Here is an 18,520-nt window from a genome sequence, read left to right on the forward strand (position 1 = left end):
ATCCTGCGGAGCTACGGTGAACCCACGCGTCCGGCGACGGTCCGCGTCGTCGGTCATCTCCCCATCGGGGTCGAGATGCCCCAGCAGCCGGGCACCGGCAGTGCGAACGCCTTCGGGCGACAACGTGCGCGCGATCTCGGTCAGCTGCCCTTCGGCCTCCGCCACCGTCGATGCGTCGACCCGAGCCGGAATCTTGTCCATCACCGCTTCGATCTCGGCGACATGGCCGCGGTTGATCGCACCCTCACGCAGCGCTCGCGCCGCCTCCGGATTGCGCGCAGACAACCGCTCACCACCGATCGAACGGAACTCACCCGTCGCGAACATCAACTTGATCCGCGCGTTGGCTTCACGCACCCCCAGACGCAGACCATTCATCAGATACTTCTGCACAGTCATATAGCCGTGCGCCTGGAACGCGAACTGGTCCGACAATTCGATCATCAGACTCGTCGTCACCGCCTCAGTCCGCGCCCGCATCCGCTCATTCGTCTCAGCCGCAGCGAGCAACTCCGCACCCGACAACGCCGCGAAAGACACCTCGTTGAGCTTGGCCACAGCCGCGTCAGCGAGCGCGATCAGATCGGCCGGCGACTCCGGGAGCACGACGCGGTAGCTGGAGCCGTTCACCGAAATCACCTCCTTGCCGCTGGTCAGAGCTTATTCTCGACTTCTGACTAGACACTAGCAAGAGGGTCCGACAATTCCGTATTGCCGGATTAGCCATCAACCTACAGCGAGTACACCGCCCAGCCCGAGAACAGCGACGAGCACCGTCGCGCACGTCGCCAGAATGAACGGCCGCGACCCGACCGACCGAAACAGCGACAAGCGGACCCCGGTACCGAGCGCGAACATGGCTGCGGTCAGTGCGACCACCTGAATCTGTTTGCCGATATCGAGGACGGTGTCGGGAACGATGCCGACCGAACGTATCGCGACACAGGCGAGGAATCCGAGGACGAAGAGCGGGACCAACGGAGGGCGCTTGCCGTCGGCCGCGATGGCCGACCGTTGCCGAACACTGATCACCGCGAGCACGGGGGCCAGCAGGATGACTCGGGCCAGTTTCACCACCACGGCGACGGCTAATGCGCTACCCCCGATCATGCCCCCTGCCGCCACGACCTGTGCGACCTCGTGGATAGATCCACCTGCCCACATGCCGGCATCGGTGTCCGACAGACCGAGGACGTGCGACAGGAACGGCAGCGCCGGAATCATCAGCGTTCCGAAGACGACGACGCAGCCGATGGCCGCCGCCACGTCCTCATCCTCGGCGTCGATCACACCGTCCACTGCGGCAACTGCCGCGGCTCCGCAGATCGAGCACCCGCACGCGATGAGCAGACGCTGTGCGAACGGGATTCCGAGCAGCTTTCCGATGTAGAGGGTGCCGACGATGCCGCCCGCGACGATCACCACCACCATCACGATCGCACCGAACCCGAGCCCCAGGATGTCGCCGAGGACCAGCTGCAGACCGAGCAGTGCGACGCCGATGCGCAGGACCGATTTCGACACGATCGCCAGCCCTGGCCTCACCGCCGCAGGCAACGTCACCGCGTTGGCACACACTGCTCCGAGAATGATTGCGATCAACAGCGGACTGACGGCGGGCAGCAGCATATTGATCGCGACCGCGACCGCGGTACCCAGCCCTGCGAGCGCGAGGCCGGGCGCAGCGTCCGAGGCCTGGACTCTGTGGATCGTCATGGGTCCAGCCTCGACCGCCCGGCGCGAGACCGGTAGCCGACTCATCGACATGCGTGCATATCGAGATGATATGTGTGACCCATGCCGGAGAGGCATATTCGCAGGTTAAGGTGTTCGCGTGGATCTACGATCGCTCGACCTCGGCGCGCTGGAACTGCTCGTCGGTGTCGACGACCAGGGCAGCCTGGGCGCTGCGGCGCGCGCATGCGGCATCGCCCAGCCCAACGCGAGTCGATCGATCGCGCGGCTCGAACGACAACTCGGTGTTCCGCTGCTCAAACGTGCGACTGCAGGATCCAAGCTCACCCCGCACGGCACCGTGCTCGTGCATTGGGCTCGACGCACCGTCGACGACGCGACCCGACTCCTCGATGTCGCCTCCGGCCTGCACGCGGACCACACCGCCGAGTTGACGGTCGGCGCGTCGATGACCGTCGCCGAGCATCTCCTCCCCCGATGGTTGGGCACATTCCGTAGCCGATTCCCCGAAGTCACCGTTCACCTCCGGGTTCAGAACTCGTCGACGGTGTTCGTGTCCCTGGCGAACGACGCCTGCGATCTCGGCTTCGTCGAGTCCCCGACGGTTCCGTCGAAGCTGTGCAGCACGGTAGTCGCTCACGACCGATTGGTGCCCGTCGTACCTCCGGACCACCCGTGGACAAGGCGTCGACGTGAAGTGACCGCTGAGGAGCTCGCCGCCACCGGACTGCTGGTGCGCGAACCCGGTTCGGGAACCAGGACGACGCTCGACGAGGCACTGGCCGCCTACGAGCGGGCCGAGCCGCTACTCGAACTCGGCAGCAGCGCCGCGATCCGTACCTCGGTGGCCGCAGGCGTCGGACCCGCCGTCTTGAGCACCCTCGCGATCGCCGACGACGCCCGCTCCGGGACGGTGCGGACCGTCGACGTCGCCGGCCTGGACCTGACCCGATCGCTCCGCGCAGTCTGGCGCCCTCCGCGCGAATTGACCGGCCCCGCAGCCGATCTCGTGCGCATCGCGAAGGCCGACGCCCGATGACCCCCGAGAATCCCGGCTACGATGAGAAGCCCGGCTACGACGCGATGGCCCGGACGTACGCCGACCTGATACCCGAGGCCTTCCAGTCTCCCGTCGAACGCGCCGCCGTCGACGCCTTCGCCCAGCACGTCCGCAGCGCCGGAGTCACACACGCGATCGTCGACGTCGGTTGCGGCACCGGCCATGTGGCCGCCTACCTGGCGGACGCAGGCTTTTCGGTGAGCGCCGTGGACCCGAGCGCTGGAATGCTCGATCAGGCTCGCCACTCGCACCCCGGCCTGACGTTCGCTCAGGATGACGCATCGCTGCTCGGCGTGGATCTGAGCGCAGTCGCCGGTGTGCTCGCGCGGTTCAGTCTCATTCACGTAGAACCGCAACAGGTTCGAGAGTGTCTGCGCGACTGGGCTTCTCGACTGCAACCCGGAGCAGTGCTGCTCGTGGCATGCCAATCGACCGACGAGCCGGGCATCGAAGAGTTCGACCACGCCGTCGCGCGCGCGTGGCGCTGGCATCCCGACTCGATGGTCGATGCACTGACCGATGCGGGATTCGACGAACTGTGGCGAACAGTGAGTCGGCCCGCCGAGGGCTTTCACCGCTTCCCCGAGCTGCACGTGTGCGCCTCGCGCCGGTAGCTCCCGCGCGATCAGCGGCCGCGTCGCCGACCAGGAGCCGGACGACGCTTGCTCTTGCCCGGGATCTTCCCTGCGGCCTCGCGGGCGGCACGCTTGGCAGCTGTCTTCTCCCTGGCCGACCGTTTCGGAGCGGGCTCGACATCGCCGCGCGAGGAACCGGCACGGCGGCCTCGGACAATGCCGATGAAGTCGTCGGCCAGCGGCGTGGTCGGGTCCGGCCACAGGAGACCGACTGTGCTCGTCGGCGCGCCGACCATCGGACGGTAGACGAGATCCTTGCGGTGGTGCAGCCGTGCCAACGACTGCGGGACCAGCAACAGGCCGATCCCCGCCGCGACGAGTTCGATCGCGTCCGCGGTGGTCTCGGGACGATGATCGACCGAGCCTCCCGGGCTCTCGGGCACCACGAGCGGCTCGTCGAGGGGCCAGAGGAACTGTTCGTCGGCGATGTCGTCGAGCGTGAGTTCGTCGCCCACCGTCAGCACGTGGTCTTTCGGCACGACGACGACTGTCGTCTCCTCGTAGAGCGAGATGCAATGGTGCGGACCGGGATCGGCATGCGCGAGGGCGTCTGGAATTCGCGTGATCGCCATATCGGCCGTGCCGTCGGCGATGGCCGCAGCGCTCGCGGCCACGTCGAGCGCGAGGAGATCGAGGGGCACATCGGCTCGTCGGTCGCGCCAGATCCGCACCCATTTGCCCGGAGTCACGCCGGGCACGTAGGCGAGGCGGAAGCGCTGTGGGGTGTCGGCCGTGCTCACGGATTGAGGCTACCGCCCGATACCCTGGACTCATGAGTTCGCAGTCAATGAAACCGGCCACCGCCGCCAAGAAGCTTGACGTGTACCTGCCGGCGACCCCGGCCGAGTTCCGCGACGGCACCATCACGCGTTCCGAACTCACTGCGTTGCAAGCGGACCCGCCTCAGTGGCTGCGGGACCTGCGTGCGAACGGGCCGCATCCGAAGAATCTCGTCGCAGGCAAGCTCGGCATCTCGAATTCCGGGCTGATCCGCGGCGAGATCACCGAGGCCCTGACCACCGATCAGATCAACGCGCTTCTCGAAGAGATGCCGGAGTGGTTGGCCGCCGAACGCGAGCGCCACGTCGAAGTCTTGCGCGAAGAGCGTCGTGTTCGTTCGTTGCACGCCGACCGTCGTCGCGCACGGGAGCAGGCCGAGGCGGACTCCGAGGCCGAGTGACCGGCTCACCTTCACCTTCCTCGCCCCCGCCACCACGTCCCGCTGCGCGCGGCCTCTTGCTCCGACGACCGTCGACGAAGGGCAGGTGGGCGCCTGCGCTGCGTTCCGGACTGTCGTTGGCGGTGGCGTCGTCGATCCTGCTCGCCTGTGGTTTCGGTCAGGAGTCGTTGCTCGCGGCGCTCGGCGCGTTCGCGGCACTCTACGGTGAACGGCGCCCGTACCTGTTGCGTTGGAAGGTCGTTCTAACCGCGGGCGTGCTGTTGCTGGCGGCTGCCACCGGGTTCGGAGCGCTCGGCTCCGGCATCGGTCCCGATCCGTCGACCCCGGCGATGCTCGGAGTCGTCCTCGCACTCGCTGCATGCGCGGCCGCGTCCGTCTTCGTCGCGAACGCTCTACGTCTGGGACCGCCCGGCCCCTACTTCTTCTTGCTCGTCGCCGGAGTCTCACAGCTCGTCGCGCAGCACGGCGTCGACATCGCACATCTCGCACTGTTCGTTGCGACTGGCGTGATCGTGGCACTGGTGATGAGCATGGCGCCTGCACTGTGGCGCCCGCACGGACCAGAGCATGCGGCGACGGCTGCGGCGTTGAACGCTGCCGAGCAGTACTTATCGCGGAACGAGGAGGCTGAGCCTGCCGAGCGACACGGGGTCGCGCTCTCGACGCTGAACGCGTGGTCGGTCCTTCACGACGCAGCCGCGACGGACGGCGACCTCGCCCAACGCCTATGGTCAGCACATCTGAAGGTCAACAGCACCGAACCCGACGGCGACGGCGGAGACGGATTCGTCGCGCCTCTTCCCCGTCCACGGATAGTCCATCGACTCCGCTTCGCGGCCAGGCGCAACTCGCACGCGGCGGTCAGCGCGTTCCGCGCGACCGTCGCCGCAGTCGTGGCGGGCGTGATCGCGGTGTCCGCGGGACTCGGTCGCCCCGATTGGGCGATACTCAGCGCGGTCCTGGTCCTGCAGATGGGGCCCGACCGGGTGCACGGAGCCGTCCGTGGCGCACATCGCGTGATCGGCACCGTACTCGGTGTAGGACTGTTCGCCGCCTTGCATGCCCTGGACCTCCACATCAGCATCCTGATCATCGTGCTGACAATCCTCAACATGCTGATCGAGCTGACCGTGAGCACCAACTACGCGGTCGCCGTCATCTTCATCACCCCGCTCGCACTCCTCATCGGCGGCCCCTCAACCCCGCTGGCCGATCAGGTCCGCGACCGGCTCATCGAAACCGTCATCGGCGTCGGAATCGCACTGCTCACCATGTGGTTTCTGCTTCCTCGAGCGCATCGTCGCACGCTCCGTGGCGCAGACGGAATCGCGCTCCGAGCTGGGCGACACGTGCTCGACGACGGCGCGAGCGCACCCGTCGACGGGCCACCGATGCGCGCGAACCGTCGCGACCTCCAGTGGCACCTGCTCGAGGCCGAACTGGCCGCCAGCGACAGCGCGTCCGACGACCCCGCGTGGGCACACGCCTACTGGCCCGAACACGGCCGTGTCCGCGATCTCGGCTACGACGTTCTCGGCGCGTGTTGGCGGACGCCGCCCGGCAAGCCCCTCTCCGAAGACATCCTCAGACGACTCAACGACAGATTCGACTGACCCACGGCGCCGAGCATGCCACGCTGGTCAGCAAGTGTGATCGCCACACTGCACCGACGGAGGACCGCTACGTGATGGACCTGCAGGAGATCTCGGACCGCTTTGAGATCCAGCAGTTGATGATCGACTACTCGACCGCGATCGACTCGCGTCGCTTCGACGACCTCGATCGACTGTTCATCCCGGACGCCTACATCGACTACAGCGCATCCGGCGGCGCACAGGGACCCTTCCCCGAGGTGAAAGCCTGGCTCGCCGACGTCCTCCCGAGATTCCCGGCCTACGTCCATCTGCTCGGCAACTTCGACCTCAAGATCGACGGCGACGCCGCGAACGGACGAACCATGTGCTTCAACCCGATGGTCCTGTCCGACGAACCGAAACAGGTCCTGTACTGCGGAATCTGGTACATCGACGAGTTCGTCCGGATCCCCGACGGATGGCGTATCGCTCGGCGCGTCGAGGAGAAGGGCTTCGACCACGTCATCTGACGCGACACACCAGCGTCAGTAGCCTCGGCCGATCTCGATGCGAGCAAGGAGTTCCTCGCCTGCCGCGAACCTTCGCAAGTTCTCGGCGAGATACGGTGCCATCTCCTCGGTGAGACGGCCGTTCGGATTGGCGACGTGCGGTGTGATGACGACGTTGTCGAATCCGAACAGCGGATGGTCTGAGGCCGGCGGTTCCGGGTCGGTGACGTCGAGCGCTGCTCCGCCGATCGTCCGTGCCGTCAATGCCCGTTCCAACGCAGCTTCGTCGACGAGTGGTCCGCGCGCAACGTTGACGATCCACGAATGCGGCTTGAGGAGCGCGAGCGTCCGATCGTTGATGGTATGGCGTGTCTCCGGGGTGTCGGGAGCGGCCAGGACGACATGGTCCGACTGGGTCAGCGCCTCGTCGATCCGATCGGACGCGACGGTGACGTCGGCGCCGTCCACTGGCCGCCCTGACCGGTTGACCGCGAGTACCCGTGCCCCACACGCCTTCAGCAGCGGGGTCAGTTCGCGTCCGATTCCGCCTGCACCGACGATCGCGACGGTGCTTCCACGCAACGTACGCACGGCCGGATCCACCGTGTCCTTCGCCCAGCGGGTCTTCGCTGACCGAACGATCTGGCGGGTGCCGCCGAGCAGAAGCGCGAGCGCGTGCTCGGCGACGCCGCGAGCGTAGAAGCCGGATGCATTGGTCCAGATCCGCTTGTCGTCGATGACTCCCGCCTCGACGAAGCCCTCGATGCCCGCGGTGCTGAGCGCGACCCATTCGACGGCATCCGGAAGCTCCGGGAACCCGGCAGGACCGCCGATCCACACGAGAGCCTGCGCTTCGGCGAGCGGGACGACGGCTGCGCCCGTCTCCTCGACGGCCGAGGCGAGAGGGCGATCGGATGTCGGTTCGATGGCTACGCGCAACGAGTTCATGCGGTCACATCTATCACGCAGTCCCGTACGCCGCCAGGAACACGTCAACACCCGCTCGCACGATATCGGCCGCGGACACACCTGCCACTGAATCGACCGACCCGGCCGTCAGTTGGACGAGTTGCACTGCGGCGACCCGCTCATCGTCGATGACGAAGACGCCCTCGTCGGCGTGCCTGCGCAAGTGCCCGGCGATCGCGTCTCGCACCCGGCGAGGACCAGCCTCCTGCCAGGCGGCGAGAACCGCCGGGTCGATGTGCTCGGCGTCCGCGTTGACCTGTCGGACCATGTCGAAGTGAAGCGCCGTCTCGGGCTCGCGCGTGGCCCAGGCCTCACCGAACGCGACCAGGTCGGCTCGCGGATTGTCGATCCGCCCGAGAAGGGTTGCCGCGCGCGCGATCTGACGCTGGGCGACCGCTGTCGCACTGTCCAGGATCACCGCACGGAACAGCGACTCCTTGTTGCCGTATTGGTTGTAGATCGTCCGGGTGGAGATTCCGGCCTCCGACGCCAGCGCGCCGATCGACGCACGACTGAACCCGTCCCGCGCGAAGACGCGTAGCGCCCCGTCGAGCAGGTCCCGCTGTTTGTCTGCACGCATATCGCTCTCCATCATCGGAAGTACATTAACCATTGTACTAAGTGCAATGATCGTTGTACGTTCAAGCCATGAGTACACACGCGACACCCCAGAGATCAGAACTCACCCGCATCGCCGTCATCGTGGGAAGCACCCGACCCAACCGCCGCTCGCGCCTCGTCGCCGAATGGGCGCAGGCGAAGGCCGCAGCGACTCTCGGCGATCGCGCCGACATCGTGCTCGTCGACATCGCCGACTTCGCCCTCCCCCTGCTCGACGAACCCGTCGCCGCCGCCGTCGGCAAGTACACACACGAGCACACGAGGCGGTGGGCCCATGCGATCGGCGAGTTCGACGGCTTCGTCTTCGTCACCCCCGAGTACAACCACTCGATGCCCGCTGCACTGAAGAACGCGATCGACTATCTGTACGCCGAATGGAACGACAAGGCTGCGGGCTTCGTCAGCTACGGCCTGGACGGCGGTGTCCGCGCCGTCGAAGCCCTGCGCCTGACATTGGCCGAGGTCAAGATCGCGTGCGTGCGGAGCAGCGTCGCACTCAGCCTGTCCGGCGACTTCGACCTGGAGAATGTCATCGAACCCGGAACCGTCGCTCCCGGCCCCCGCGCCGACGCCGTCTTCGACCGGATGATCGACGAAGTGCTGGCCTGGTCGACGGCACTGAGCGCCCTGCGGACCGCCGACCGATCATGACCCCGACGACTGCTCCTACCGCGTCGGACCGCATCGACCGAGCCACCTGGAAACTCTGCTGGGTGGTCGTACTCGGCGCCTTCGCGAGCGGACTCGACGCGTCGATCGTCAACATCGGTCTCGATTCCATCACCACTCGAATGGGGTCGACACTGTCGACGACGCAGTGGATCGTCAGTGGCTACCTCCTGGCTCTCGCCGTCTCACTGCCGATGGCCGGGTGGCTCGGCCGCCGGTACGGCGCAAGCCCCGTCTGGCTGACCGCTCTCGGATTCTTCACCGCGGCGTCACTCGCCTGCGCGGTAGCGTCGACTCCAGAGGGACTCATCACCGCGCGCATCGCCCAGGGACTGGCCGGCGGCGTCCTGATCCCCACTGGGCAAGCGATCCTGGGAGCTGCGGTCGGCCCACACCGACTCGGCCGAGTGATGGGCGTGCTCGGGATCGCGGTGAGCGCCGCCCCCGCGGTCGGTCCGCTCATCGGCGGGCTCATTCTCCACTCGCTGTCGTGGCCGTGGCTGTTCGCGATCAATATCCCGATCGGCGTCGCAGGCATCGTGCTGGGCCGCCGGGTGCTGCCGCGCACCCGACCGTCGGACCCCGGTCCGCTGCATTGGGCAGGACTGGCGACCATAAGCTCGGGTCTGGCACTTCTCGTGCTGGCCACGACCCGATGGGGCGAGGAAGGTCGCATCGACCCGACGACGGTCGCCGTCGGCGTCGGCGCCACTCTGGCGATCGCCGCATTCGTCGTCACCACCCGGCAGACGTCGCACCCTCTGCTCGATCTGAGGCTCTATCGCATACCCGGGTTCCGTGCCGGTTCGATCGCCGCAGCCTTCTCCGGTGCGCTCGTCTTCGGCAGCGGCGTCGTGCACGCGTTGTACTTCCAACTCGGCCACGCCCAAGATCCGCTCCAGGCCGGAATCAGTCTGGTCGGCGTCGCTGCGGCCACCGCCGTCACCGCCCCGCTCGTCGGACGGTGGATCGACGTACGCGGCCCCGCTCCGGCCGCGATCGCCGGAGGACTACTCGCTGTGGCGACGACTCTGCCGCTCGCACTCGACCCACTCGGCCTTCCGACCTGGGTCGTCCAACTCACGCTCGTCGCCTACGGGGCTTCCGTCAGTCTCGTCGCGATACCCGCGGGCGTCACCGCCTATACCGCAGTCTCGTCCCGAGACCTCTCGGACGCGATCACTCAGGTCAACATCCTGCAACGTATCGGAGGCTCCCTCGGTGGGGCGGTATGCGCGGTGCTCATCGCCTCGCACACCGGCGATCTTCCGACGGCGTTCCGCCTCGCCTTCTGCGCCCTGACGGTCGGCGCGGGCGGCTCGTTGTGCGCCGCGACGATGATCGCGACGTCGACGCGCAAGGGTGGATGACCGCCGGATCCTATGCTCGGGACACCGCCCGCGCCACGTCGTCGACGGTCCGCAGCCTGACGCCGATCAGCTCCAGATCGGCGAGCCGCTCGGCGGTGACCTGCGACGTCGCGTCGGTGACGAGTACGGTTCGATAGTCACGCTCGGATGCGTCGAACAGGCTGGCACGCGGGCAATTCGGCAGATTGCACCCGGCGACGACCACCGTGTCGACGCGCATCTCGCGCAGCACATCGTCCAACCGCGTGCGATGAAACGCCGACCATCGGGGTTTGTAGAGGACCCACTCATCGGTCCCGGCCGGTTGAGGCGTCCCCGATCGCAGTAGTTCCCAGTCGAGCGCGACGGTGCCGGGGAGCAGTTCGGTCGGTATCTGCGCTCCAGCCGTTCCCGGTCGAACCGGAGCCTTCCCCGCTTCGACCGAAGAACGCCTGACCACATCGACGTCCGACTCTCCTGCTGCGTACGACCGGACTACGTGGACGATCGGGCGGCCCGCGGCGCGGAAGGTTCGAACCAACCACTCGATCGAAGGCAGAACGTCGCGCGTGCCAGGCACTGATTCGACGAAGTCGTTCTGGACGTCGACGACGACCAGCGCGCACGTCGACCAGTGCGGATCCAGGTAGTCGGTCACCACATCATTCTGGCAGCGGGACGTTCTGCAACCGCAACTGTCCGCGTGCGAGAGTCTTCCCGGACGATTCGTCCGTGACCTCGACGAGCCAGAGCTGCTGGGTCCGCCCCTGCTGAATCGGCTCGGCCACGACCATCGCCCGTCCACCCTTCGACGGCCGCAGAAAGTCGGTGGCGTTGTGCACCCCGACGGCGAACTGACCGCGGTCGGCGACCGCGGCACTCGCACCGATGCTGCCCGCGCTCTCGACGAATGTCGCGTAGACGCCACCGTGCACGACGCCCCATGGCGTGTGATGACGTTCGTCCAGTTCGACGTGGCCTTCTACCCGCGTGCCGGTTGCGAGGGTCACGTCGAGCCCAGCCGCCTTCAGGAACCCGCTCGCGGCGTCGATGCCGACGTCCGGAATCCCAGATGTACCAGATGTGTCTGCCATGGCTGCTCCCATTCGATACTCTCTACCTCTAACTTCTGTTAACGAAGCTAGATGAAGCCCTGCTGACTGTCAATTGCAAAGTCAGATACACTCGCTCGTGTGAACTGGCTCGACTACGAGACCGAGAACTGCTCGGTGCAGCGAACGCTCGACGTGATCGGCGACCGCTGGAGCGTGCTGATCCTGCGTGAGGTATTCAACGGGATCCGTCGGTTCGACCAGGTCAAGGCGCACACAGGGATTTCCGATTCAGTGCTCGCGAGTCGGCTCCGCAAACTCGTCGACGAGGGGGTCCTGTACGCGACGGACTACGCGGAGCCCGGTGCCCGACGCCGCAAGGAGTACCGGCTCACCGATGCCGGCCTCGATCTCCAGCCCGTCCTGTTGTCCTTGCTCGCTTGGGGCGACACCCATCGCGCCGACCCAGCGGGGCCCGCACTGGAGGTCCGGCACGACGACTGCGGCGCTCGCGTGAGCGTCGAGCTCCACTGCGAAGCGGGCCATCGGATCACCGAAAGCCGGGATGTCCACGCCGAACCCGGTCCCGGCGCCCGCCGAATCGCCGGGTGATCCGGTGCGTCAGTTCGCGTCGGATGAATCGGGCCGTCCGGCCAGCATTCGGTCGCGAAGCGAGTCGTAGATCGGCGGCGAAGAACGCCGACGAACCCGATGCCGACACCGGCGCAGACCGCCAGCAGGCACGACCGGACGAGCCCCGTAACACGTCCCGGTCGGGAGTCGGCAGCCTGGTCACAGCGCCACGCTATCGACTCTCGACCCACGCGCCGCGGATACTCCGACTCGGCACTACACGCGATCGAGGTCCACGTCTCGCGTCTCCTTCATGACGAGCAGCGCGACGAGGGTCAAGCCGCCCGCGATCGCGAGGTACACGCCGACCCATCCGACGCCGTAGTCGGCGACGAGCCAGGTAGCGATGAACGGCGCGATGGCCGCACCGAGGATCGACGCGAAGTTGTAGGCGATGCCGCTGCCCGTGTAACGGACGTTGGTGGCGAACAGTTCGGGGAGCACGGCGCTCATCGGGCCGAAGGTGAAACCCATCAGAGTGAGGCCGACGATGAGAACGCCGAGCATCGTGCCCTGCGTTGTGTTCGCCGGGTCGAGGATCCACTTGAAGGTGAGCCCGTACACGATGATGAGCGTCGTCGCGACGATCAGCAGGCGGCGGCGTCCGACACGGTCGGCGAGGCGGCCGGAGACGACGACGAAGATCGCGAAGAACAGGACGGCGATCAACTGCATCTGCAGGAAGTCGATGTACGAGATGGACAGCTTCACACCCGTCTTGTCGACCACCTTTCCGGTCCCGTACGAGACGACCCACGTCGTGACCAGATAGAAGAGCGTATACGTCGCCACCATGACGAATGTCCCGATGATCAACGGCCGCCATGCAGTGCGCACCACTTCGCCGAGCGGAGTCTTGACCTTCTTCCCGTCTTCGACGGCCTTCGCGAAGACCGGCGTCTCGGTCAGCTTCAGACGCACGTAGAGGCCGAGGATCACCATGACCGACGACAGCAGGAACGGGATTCGCCAGCCCCACGTCATGAAGCCGTGGTTGGGCTCGGCCGCGGTGGAGTCGTAGTCCATCAGACCCATGATCACCAGAAACAGACCGTTGGCGAGGAAGAATCCGAACGGGGCGCCGAGCTGTGGCCACATCGCCGCCCACCCGCGTTTGCCCTTCTCCGCGGTCTCGGTGGCCAGGAGTGCCGCACCGGACCATTCGCCGCCGAGGCCGAGTCCCTGCGCGAAACGCATCAGCGCGAGCAGGGCGGGCGCGAGGTAGCCGACCTGATCGAACGTGGGCAGCACGCCGATCAAGAACGTGGCCACGCCCATCGTGACGAGCGACCCGACGAGCGTCGCCTTGCGCCCGACGCGATCGCCGAAGTGGCCGAACAGGATTGAGCCGATGGGCCGCGCGGCGAAAGCCAGACCGAAGGTCGCGAAGGACGCCAGGAGCGCCGCGGTATCGTCACCCTTGGGGAAGAACAACGTCGGGAAGACGAGGACCGCGGCGGTCGCATAGATGTAGAAGTCGAAGAACTCGATAGTGGTTCCGACCATGGAGGCGACGACGATCCGTCTGCGATTCATTTCGACGAATCTAGTCCATGGGCAGGGTCCCGCCATCGATGGCCCCGCGCGACATCGAGACATCAGTCGGGTGGACGACGCAGCGACCGGCACACGAAAAGATCTGCTCTCTACACTCGGAGCATGGATGTCGAGATCAGCGAAGCGATACGCGAAGATCTGGCCACACGATGGAACGAGCCGCACCGCCGTCATCACAACCGACGGCACCTGGACGAGGTGCTCGCCTCGCTTCGCCAGTTGCACGACGGCGGACTCGAATTCGACGAGCGGGCGGTCGTGCTCGCCGCATGGTTCCACGACGCCGTCTATGAGACGCTCAGTGCGGACAACGAGCGTGATTCGGCCGCCCTCGCGCGACGGCTCCTCGTTGACGATCCCGATGCAGACGAGGTCGTCCGCCTCGTCGAGCTGACACTCACCCACGATCCGTCACCCAACGACCGCAACGGCATCGCGCTGTCGGACGCCGATCTCTCCGTCCTCGGGGCAGCCCCCGCGCGGTACCGCGAGTACTCCGCTGACGTCCGCGAGGAGTACCACCTCGTGCCGGACGACGTCTTCCGACCCGCGCGGCGCGCACTCCTGGCCGATTTCATCGCACGCGACACCCTCTTCCGCTCGCCGCAGGCGCGGCAGCGCTGGGAGACACCGGCCCGCGAGAACATCGCCAGGGAGATCGAAGCGTTGGCCTGAGCAAGGCCCTGATGATCCGGCGGCCATCGTCTGCTCAGGGGAGACCGACCGACGACGTCGAAACTGATCTCGGTACGATCGCTGCACCTACCCGCACGGCCGAGGAGCCCACGAAATGGCGATTGCGGCGATCTGCTTCGGAGTTCTCGCGTTTGCTCTGTGGGCAGTGATGGGCGTGCGGATCGTCCGCGAACCGCGCCATACCGGCCACGGCATAGCTATCATCGGCTGCCTGGTCGTCACGTGGATCTTCGTCGTCCTGCTGGCTGCGTCGGTCTCCCCGGAGTCCGACCTCACCGACATCGCGGTCCTCGGTCCGGTGCTGCTGGTCTTCTTCGCCGTGTTCGCGGTTGGGATCTATCTGCTGGTCAACGCGGTCACCGTGGTCCGCCGCGAAGGTCTGCGCGTCGCGACTCTGGTTCCGGCCGTCTTCGGCCTGTTCCTGCTCGCAGTCCTCGTCGCCGCGGTGGCGGTCTTCATCGCGGTGGTGTCGGCCGAGTCGTACACCACGATCGCGCTGCTGGTCCCGTTCGTGGTGATTCCGATCGCGCTCGTGGTGACCGCCCTCGTCGGATACACCACGTACGCGGTGGTCTACAGCCGCATCGGCCGACCAGCGCCGTCGGACGCCGTGATCGTGTTGGGCGCCGGCCTCGCGGGCGACAAGGTCACTCCTCTGCTGGCCGCGCGCATCGACCGCGGTATCGCGGTGTTCGACGCGGTGGCGGAGCCGGGTCGCGAACCGCTCCTCGTGTTGTCCGGCGGGAAAGGCGACGACGAGCGGATCTCCGAGGCGGAGGCGATGGCTCGGTACGCGATCGACGCAGGCGTCGACGAGCAACGGATCGTCCGCGAGGACACGTCGACCACCACGGAGGAGAATCTCCTCAACTCACGCGCGGTGCTCACCGACCTCGGGATCCCCGCACCCGCGTTGACCGTCGTCACCAGTGACTTCCACGTCCTGCGAGCGGCGTCGTTGACGCGCCGCATCGGACTGGACGCAACCGTCGTCGGCGCCCCGACGGCGCGCTACTACGTGCCGGCCGGATTCCTGCGGGAGTTCACGGCCTGCCTCGTCCACTACCGCCGAGCCAATCTGGTGGTCTGGGCCGGGCTGTCGTGTCTGGTGTGGGCGATGCTGGCTCTCGTCGCGTACCTGAGCGGTCTGCAGACCGAACTCGAATACGCGATGGTCGCCTACTGACCAGCCCTCACCCTCGGTGGGTGTCGTGCGCCGCCCGGCTGATCGTCTCGATGACCTGCGGGAAGGTCGGCGAGTCGGAGGCCACGATCTGTGTGTGGTCGACACCGGGGAACATCACGAGCGAACCTCGGCCGCCCGCCTTCTTGACCGCCTTCACGTAGTTCGCCGACATGTTCGGATTCAGCACCTTGTCGACGCTGCCCGCCATCGCGATGATCGGGATCTCCGGATCGATGTTCTGGATCGGGTCGATGGACGCGTATCGTTCGGGCACCTCTTTGGGCAGTCCGCCCATGGCGCGTCGGGCACGCGGATTGCCTTCGAGCACTGCCTGCCGCATGTCCAGCGCGCCCGCTAGCGAGATCACGTACGTCGGACGGAACGCGGGCCCGGCTCCGATCTCGTCGGGTTCGAGATTGTGCCGGGTCCCCGACCACATCGCGAGCTGCCCGCCCGCCGAGTGTCCGGCCACCACGGCATCGTCGGTGGAGATCTCGGGTTCGGCGGCCTGAACGTGCGGAACGTAGTCGAGGGCGGCTGCCACGTCCTTGAACGTGATCGGCCATCCGCCACCGGATCCGACTCTCCGATACTCGAGGTTGTAGACAGCCAGACCTCGCTCGGCGAGCCGCTTGGACAACGACACGAACACGTCGGCGCCGAGCTTCGACTGCCACCCGCCGCCGTGGATCAGCACGACGAGGGGCACGCTGCCCCGCTCGTGCTCGCCGGGCGGCAGGTACACGTCCGCCCAATTCTGCCGGTTGTCTCGGCTACCGGTCGTCGTCGGATAGAGGTACCGGTTCACCGTCACATCCGACGACGACTCGACCTTCGCAAGCGCCTGCTCGGCGGCGCCGCGATCGGCCGGTGTGGCCGGACTGACGTCCGACGACGCTTCGTCCTCCGACGCGCAGCCGGCCAACGCGAGGGCAGCGGCGACCACCGTGATCAGCGCTCGACCGGCTATCGGCGCCCTCATATCGTCGCTCCGTTGACCGTCGACCTCTTGATGACGCCATCGAGGCCCCACTTCTTCGCAATCGCCGTCATGTCGCCTCGATCGATCACCTGTTGGACGGCATCCTTGAGTACCTCGCCCAGCGGCGAACCTTTCGCCACCGCGAAGCCGTAGGGCTGGGAATCGAAGACGTCGCCCGCCGTCTCCAACGCACCGTCGCTTCGGGAAACGGCCGTCGCGACCACCACCGAGTCTGCGGACATCGCGTCGGCCGATCCATCGGTCACAGCGCGAACGGCGTCCTCTTGAGTTCGTGACGCGACGATCTTGATCGGCTCGGCGCCGACCGTCACGCATGCTTTGCTCTTGGCCGGGAGCTCGATTGTGTGCTGGACAGTGCCCGCAGCAGCGGCGACGGTGTGCCCGCACGCGTCGTTCGAATCGACCACCACACCGGAACGCTGCGCCCACTGGGTGCCGCCGCGGAAGTACGTCACCATGTCCATCGTCTTCTGCCGCGCCAGCGTGTCGAAGAATCCGCGGGACCCGACGTCGTACGTGCCGTCGACGACGCCCGGAAGGATCTGTTCGAATCGGGTCTGACGCATGTCGAGTCGCAGTCCGAGCACGTCGGACACCTTCCGCAGCACGTCGACGTCGAATCCCGTCAAGTCGCCGTTCGCGTTCTTGCCGACCATCGGCTCGTATGGCGCACTGGTTCCGACTGTGAGCTCGCCCGATGTCCGCATCGTGTCCGGGACGCGCTCCTTCAGCCCGGGGTCGACGGCAGTCGACGTCGGCGTCGACGATTCGTCGGCCGGACGGTCTGGGGCATCGGAGCCGCAACCGGCGAGGAGCAAGGCCACTGTCAGGCTCGTCAGCAGGGCGACGGGGGCCCGCCGGAGATGTCTACGATTCACACCACCGGAGTCTATTGCCTTTCCGCTGCAAGCACTTCCGATCTAACCGATCGGACGGTTGCTGGGCACCTGCAGCCAACTCGGTGCGCGCGGATCGAGGAGAACGTGCTCAGGCTTGAGTCGCGAGTCGTTGGAGATCGGGCCGAATGAGACAGCGCGCGGTGCGTTGAACGCGTAGACGCTGACCCGCAACCGATGCCCGCGCTTGAGTAGGGCGTCAGTGCCGAGCATGCCGATGTCGAGGTACTGCTTCGCTCCGGGTTTCACCAGATCGCGTTTGAACGCGTCGAGCGAGTAGCGCGGATCGGTCACGTCGCCGTTGGGCGCATAGCCCGAGGTCGTCTTGTCCATCTGGTTGCGGATGGACACCGTCATCGAACCCGTTGTGACGACCCGCGACGAGCCGTCGGGGGCGACGTCGGAGACAACTGCGGAGTAGAAGCCGTCCTTTGCGTCGACCTGGGTGCGCAAGTGCAGGTTGATCGCCCCGTTGATCGACGTCGCCTGCCGGACCGGCGCCGAGGTGAAGGTCAACGCGCCACGCTCGGCTGTCCGATTGTCCTTGCTGCACATGTCCAGAGGACTCAGGAGGCCGATCTGGTCACGGTTGGTGTCGCCTGAGCACAGCGTGCTGGTCCCTGGGGCCACCGTCCATTTCGCCGTGCGTTTCGGCCCGGTCTTCGACAGCGAGCCGTCGGCAATCGATGTCGGCGACGTACGGCTGCGTTTGGGCGTCAGGTACATCCGGCGATGGGTCTGCCCGGGACGCGGGAACGAGTCGGACTGGACCCAGCCGCCGCCCTGCTGGTGACTGGTGGCGGGCGCGTAGCGATCAATGCCGTTGTCGACGCCCTTGATCCACTTGTCGAACCACGCACGCTGCAGCACGCCCCATGCCGGGGGTTGGCCAGGTCCGCCACGAGTGTCCCAACCGTTCGTCAGGTGCTCGCCGGTGCTCATCAGCATCTTTTTCTTGCTGTTCTCCAAACCGCTGAGCTGGTCGAGAGTGCGCCACTCCATGTTGGTGAACAGGTCCTGCCAACCACCCACGACGAAGGTCGGTACCTGGACTCGTGCGGCGTCGGTCGTCAACGCTTTCCGATAGGACGAGTTCAGTGAGACCAACTCTTTGGTGCGGCCCCTCAGGTCGTCGGTCGACTTCGCGGTCAGACCCTGGATGAACTCGGGCACGTAGTGTGCGGGATCGTTAATACGGTCCTGCAGCCACTTATAGTCGAACTGAGCGAGGAGCAG

General features: G+C 66.5%; 21 protein-coding genes. 10 read left to right on the forward strand and 11 right to left on the reverse strand.

From position 1 onward, the window contains the following. On the reverse strand, positions 1-630 hold a 630-nt coding region (locus ACTIMF_RS17810), incomplete at its 3' end, for a DUF222 domain-containing protein (RefSeq protein WP_442351615.1). Positions 631-726: 96 nt separating this feature from the next. Continuing rightward, positions 727-1,716, reverse strand: coding sequence for a YeiH family protein (locus ACTIMF_RS17815; RefSeq protein ID WP_442351616.1), 990 nt, complete (start codon positions 1,714-1,716; stop codon positions 727-729). Positions 1,717-1,834: 118 nt separating this feature from the next. Here ACTIMF_RS17815 and ACTIMF_RS17820 point away from each other — a divergent pair, with 118 nt between their 5' ends. Together ACTIMF_RS17820 and ACTIMF_RS17825 are read left to right on the forward strand one after the other, a co-directional pair. After that, positions 1,835-2,734, forward strand: coding sequence for a LysR family transcriptional regulator (locus ACTIMF_RS17820; protein ID WP_442351617.1), 900 nt, complete (start codon positions 1,835-1,837; stop codon positions 2,732-2,734). Further along, positions 2,731-3,369, forward strand: coding sequence for a class I SAM-dependent DNA methyltransferase (locus ACTIMF_RS17825; RefSeq protein ID WP_442351618.1), 639 nt, complete (start codon positions 2,731-2,733; stop codon positions 3,367-3,369). Before ACTIMF_RS17820 ends, ACTIMF_RS17825 begins: the two co-directional genes overlap by 4 nt. Before the next feature lie 11 nt (positions 3,370-3,380). On the opposite strand, the gene ACTIMF_RS17830 is transcribed toward ACTIMF_RS17825, so the two are convergent. Beyond that, a complete protein-coding gene (locus ACTIMF_RS17830) occupies positions 3,381-4,130 on the reverse strand; it encodes a LysR substrate-binding domain-containing protein (protein ID WP_442351619.1) in 750 nt (249 codons plus the stop codon). A 47-nt stretch (positions 4,131-4,177) separates the two neighbouring features. Here ACTIMF_RS17830 and ACTIMF_RS17835 point away from each other — a divergent pair, with 47 nt between their 5' ends. From ACTIMF_RS17835 to ACTIMF_RS17845, 3 genes are all read left to right on the forward strand, one after another. Beyond that, positions 4,178-4,570: a DUF5997 family protein gene (locus ACTIMF_RS17835; protein ID WP_442351635.1), complete on the forward strand. Its 393-nt coding sequence runs from the start codon at positions 4,178-4,180 to the stop codon at positions 4,568-4,570. After that, complete coding sequence (locus tag ACTIMF_RS17840) at positions 4,567-6,183, forward strand: FUSC family protein (protein WP_442351620.1); 1,617 nt, start codon at positions 4,567-4,569, stop codon at positions 6,181-6,183. Before ACTIMF_RS17835 ends, ACTIMF_RS17840 begins: the two co-directional genes overlap by 4 nt. A gap of 71 nt (positions 6,184-6,254) precedes the next feature. Continuing rightward, the gene (locus ACTIMF_RS17845) at positions 6,255-6,674 is read left to right on the forward strand and encodes a nuclear transport factor 2 family protein (protein ID WP_442351621.1); all 420 of its coding nucleotides are present in this window, start codon (positions 6,255-6,257) and stop codon (positions 6,672-6,674) included. 15 nt (positions 6,675-6,689) lie between these two features. On the opposite strand, the gene ACTIMF_RS17850 is transcribed toward ACTIMF_RS17845, so the two are convergent. Together ACTIMF_RS17850 and ACTIMF_RS17855 are read right to left on the reverse strand one after the other, a co-directional pair. After that, the gene (locus tag ACTIMF_RS17850; protein ID WP_442351622.1) at positions 6,690-7,601 is read right to left on the reverse strand and encodes a D-isomer specific 2-hydroxyacid dehydrogenase family protein; all 912 of its coding nucleotides are present in this window, start codon (positions 7,599-7,601) and stop codon (positions 6,690-6,692) included. A 13-nt stretch (positions 7,602-7,614) separates the two neighbouring features. Beyond that, a complete protein-coding gene (locus ACTIMF_RS17855) occupies positions 7,615-8,217 on the reverse strand; it encodes a TetR/AcrR family transcriptional regulator (protein ID WP_442351623.1) in 603 nt (200 codons plus the stop codon). Between the two features lie 53 nt (positions 8,218-8,270). Between ACTIMF_RS17855 and ACTIMF_RS17860 the strand changes: the two genes are divergently transcribed. Continuing rightward, complete coding sequence (locus tag ACTIMF_RS17860) at positions 8,271-8,894, forward strand: NADPH-dependent FMN reductase (protein WP_442351624.1); 624 nt, start codon at positions 8,271-8,273, stop codon at positions 8,892-8,894. Beyond that, positions 8,891-10,282 carry a DHA2 family efflux MFS transporter permease subunit gene (locus ACTIMF_RS17865; RefSeq protein ID WP_442351625.1) on the forward strand — a complete coding sequence of 464 codons (1,392 nt, stop codon included), beginning with the start codon at positions 8,891-8,893 and terminating at the stop codon, positions 10,280-10,282. The genes ACTIMF_RS17860 and ACTIMF_RS17865 overlap by 4 nt, the downstream gene beginning before the upstream one ends. Before the next feature lie 10 nt (positions 10,283-10,292). Here ACTIMF_RS17865 and ACTIMF_RS17870 read toward each other — a convergent pair whose 3' ends face one another. Together ACTIMF_RS17870 and ACTIMF_RS17875 are read right to left on the reverse strand one after the other, a co-directional pair. Then, complete coding sequence (locus ACTIMF_RS17870) at positions 10,293-10,919, reverse strand: cysteine hydrolase family protein (protein WP_442351626.1); 627 nt, start codon at positions 10,917-10,919, stop codon at positions 10,293-10,295. 4 nt (positions 10,920-10,923) lie between these two features. After that, positions 10,924-11,355, reverse strand: coding sequence for a PaaI family thioesterase (locus ACTIMF_RS17875; protein ID WP_442351627.1), 432 nt, complete (start codon positions 11,353-11,355; stop codon positions 10,924-10,926). 99 nt (positions 11,356-11,454) lie between these two features. On the opposite strand from ACTIMF_RS17875, the gene ACTIMF_RS17880 reads away from it, so the two are divergent. After that, a complete protein-coding gene (locus ACTIMF_RS17880; RefSeq protein WP_442351628.1) occupies positions 11,455-11,925 on the forward strand; it encodes a winged helix-turn-helix transcriptional regulator in 471 nt (156 codons plus the stop codon). Positions 11,926-12,162: 237 nt separating this feature from the next. Here ACTIMF_RS17880 and ACTIMF_RS17885 read toward each other — a convergent pair whose 3' ends face one another. Then, positions 12,163-13,482, reverse strand: coding sequence for an MFS transporter (locus ACTIMF_RS17885; RefSeq protein ID WP_442351629.1), 1,320 nt, complete (start codon positions 13,480-13,482; stop codon positions 12,163-12,165). Between the two features lie 123 nt (positions 13,483-13,605). On the opposite strand from ACTIMF_RS17885, the gene ACTIMF_RS17890 reads away from it, so the two are divergent. Both ACTIMF_RS17890 and ACTIMF_RS17895 read left to right on the forward strand, forming a co-directional pair. Continuing rightward, positions 13,606-14,178: an HD domain-containing protein gene (locus ACTIMF_RS17890; protein ID WP_442351630.1), complete on the forward strand. Its 573-nt coding sequence runs from the start codon at positions 13,606-13,608 to the stop codon at positions 14,176-14,178. Positions 14,179-14,293: 115 nt separating this feature from the next. Further along, positions 14,294-15,385 carry a YdcF family protein gene (locus ACTIMF_RS17895; protein ID WP_442351631.1) on the forward strand — a complete coding sequence of 364 codons (1,092 nt, stop codon included), beginning with the start codon at positions 14,294-14,296 and terminating at the stop codon, positions 15,383-15,385. A 7-nt stretch (positions 15,386-15,392) separates the two neighbouring features. On the opposite strand, the gene ACTIMF_RS17900 is transcribed toward ACTIMF_RS17895, so the two are convergent. The 3 genes from ACTIMF_RS17900 to ACTIMF_RS17910 form a co-directional block, all read right to left on the reverse strand. Beyond that, entirely contained in the window at positions 15,393-16,367 is a 975-nt protein-coding gene (locus tag ACTIMF_RS17900; RefSeq protein WP_442351632.1) for an alpha/beta hydrolase family protein, read from the reverse strand. Next, entirely contained in the window at positions 16,364-17,266 is a 903-nt protein-coding gene (locus ACTIMF_RS17905; protein WP_442351633.1) for a transporter substrate-binding domain-containing protein, read from the reverse strand. The genes ACTIMF_RS17900 and ACTIMF_RS17905 overlap by 4 nt, the downstream gene beginning before the upstream one ends. Positions 17,267-17,308: 42 nt before the next feature. Then, a partial coding sequence (locus ACTIMF_RS17910; RefSeq protein ID WP_442351634.1) for a CocE/NonD family hydrolase occupies positions 17,309-18,520 on the reverse strand: 1,212 nt, incomplete at its 5' end.

This window comes from Gordonia sp. (in: high G+C Gram-positive bacteria), from assembly GCF_052106715.1.
In the GTDB taxonomy this organism is placed as follows: domain Bacteria; phylum Actinomycetota; class Actinomycetes; order Mycobacteriales; family Mycobacteriaceae; genus Gordonia.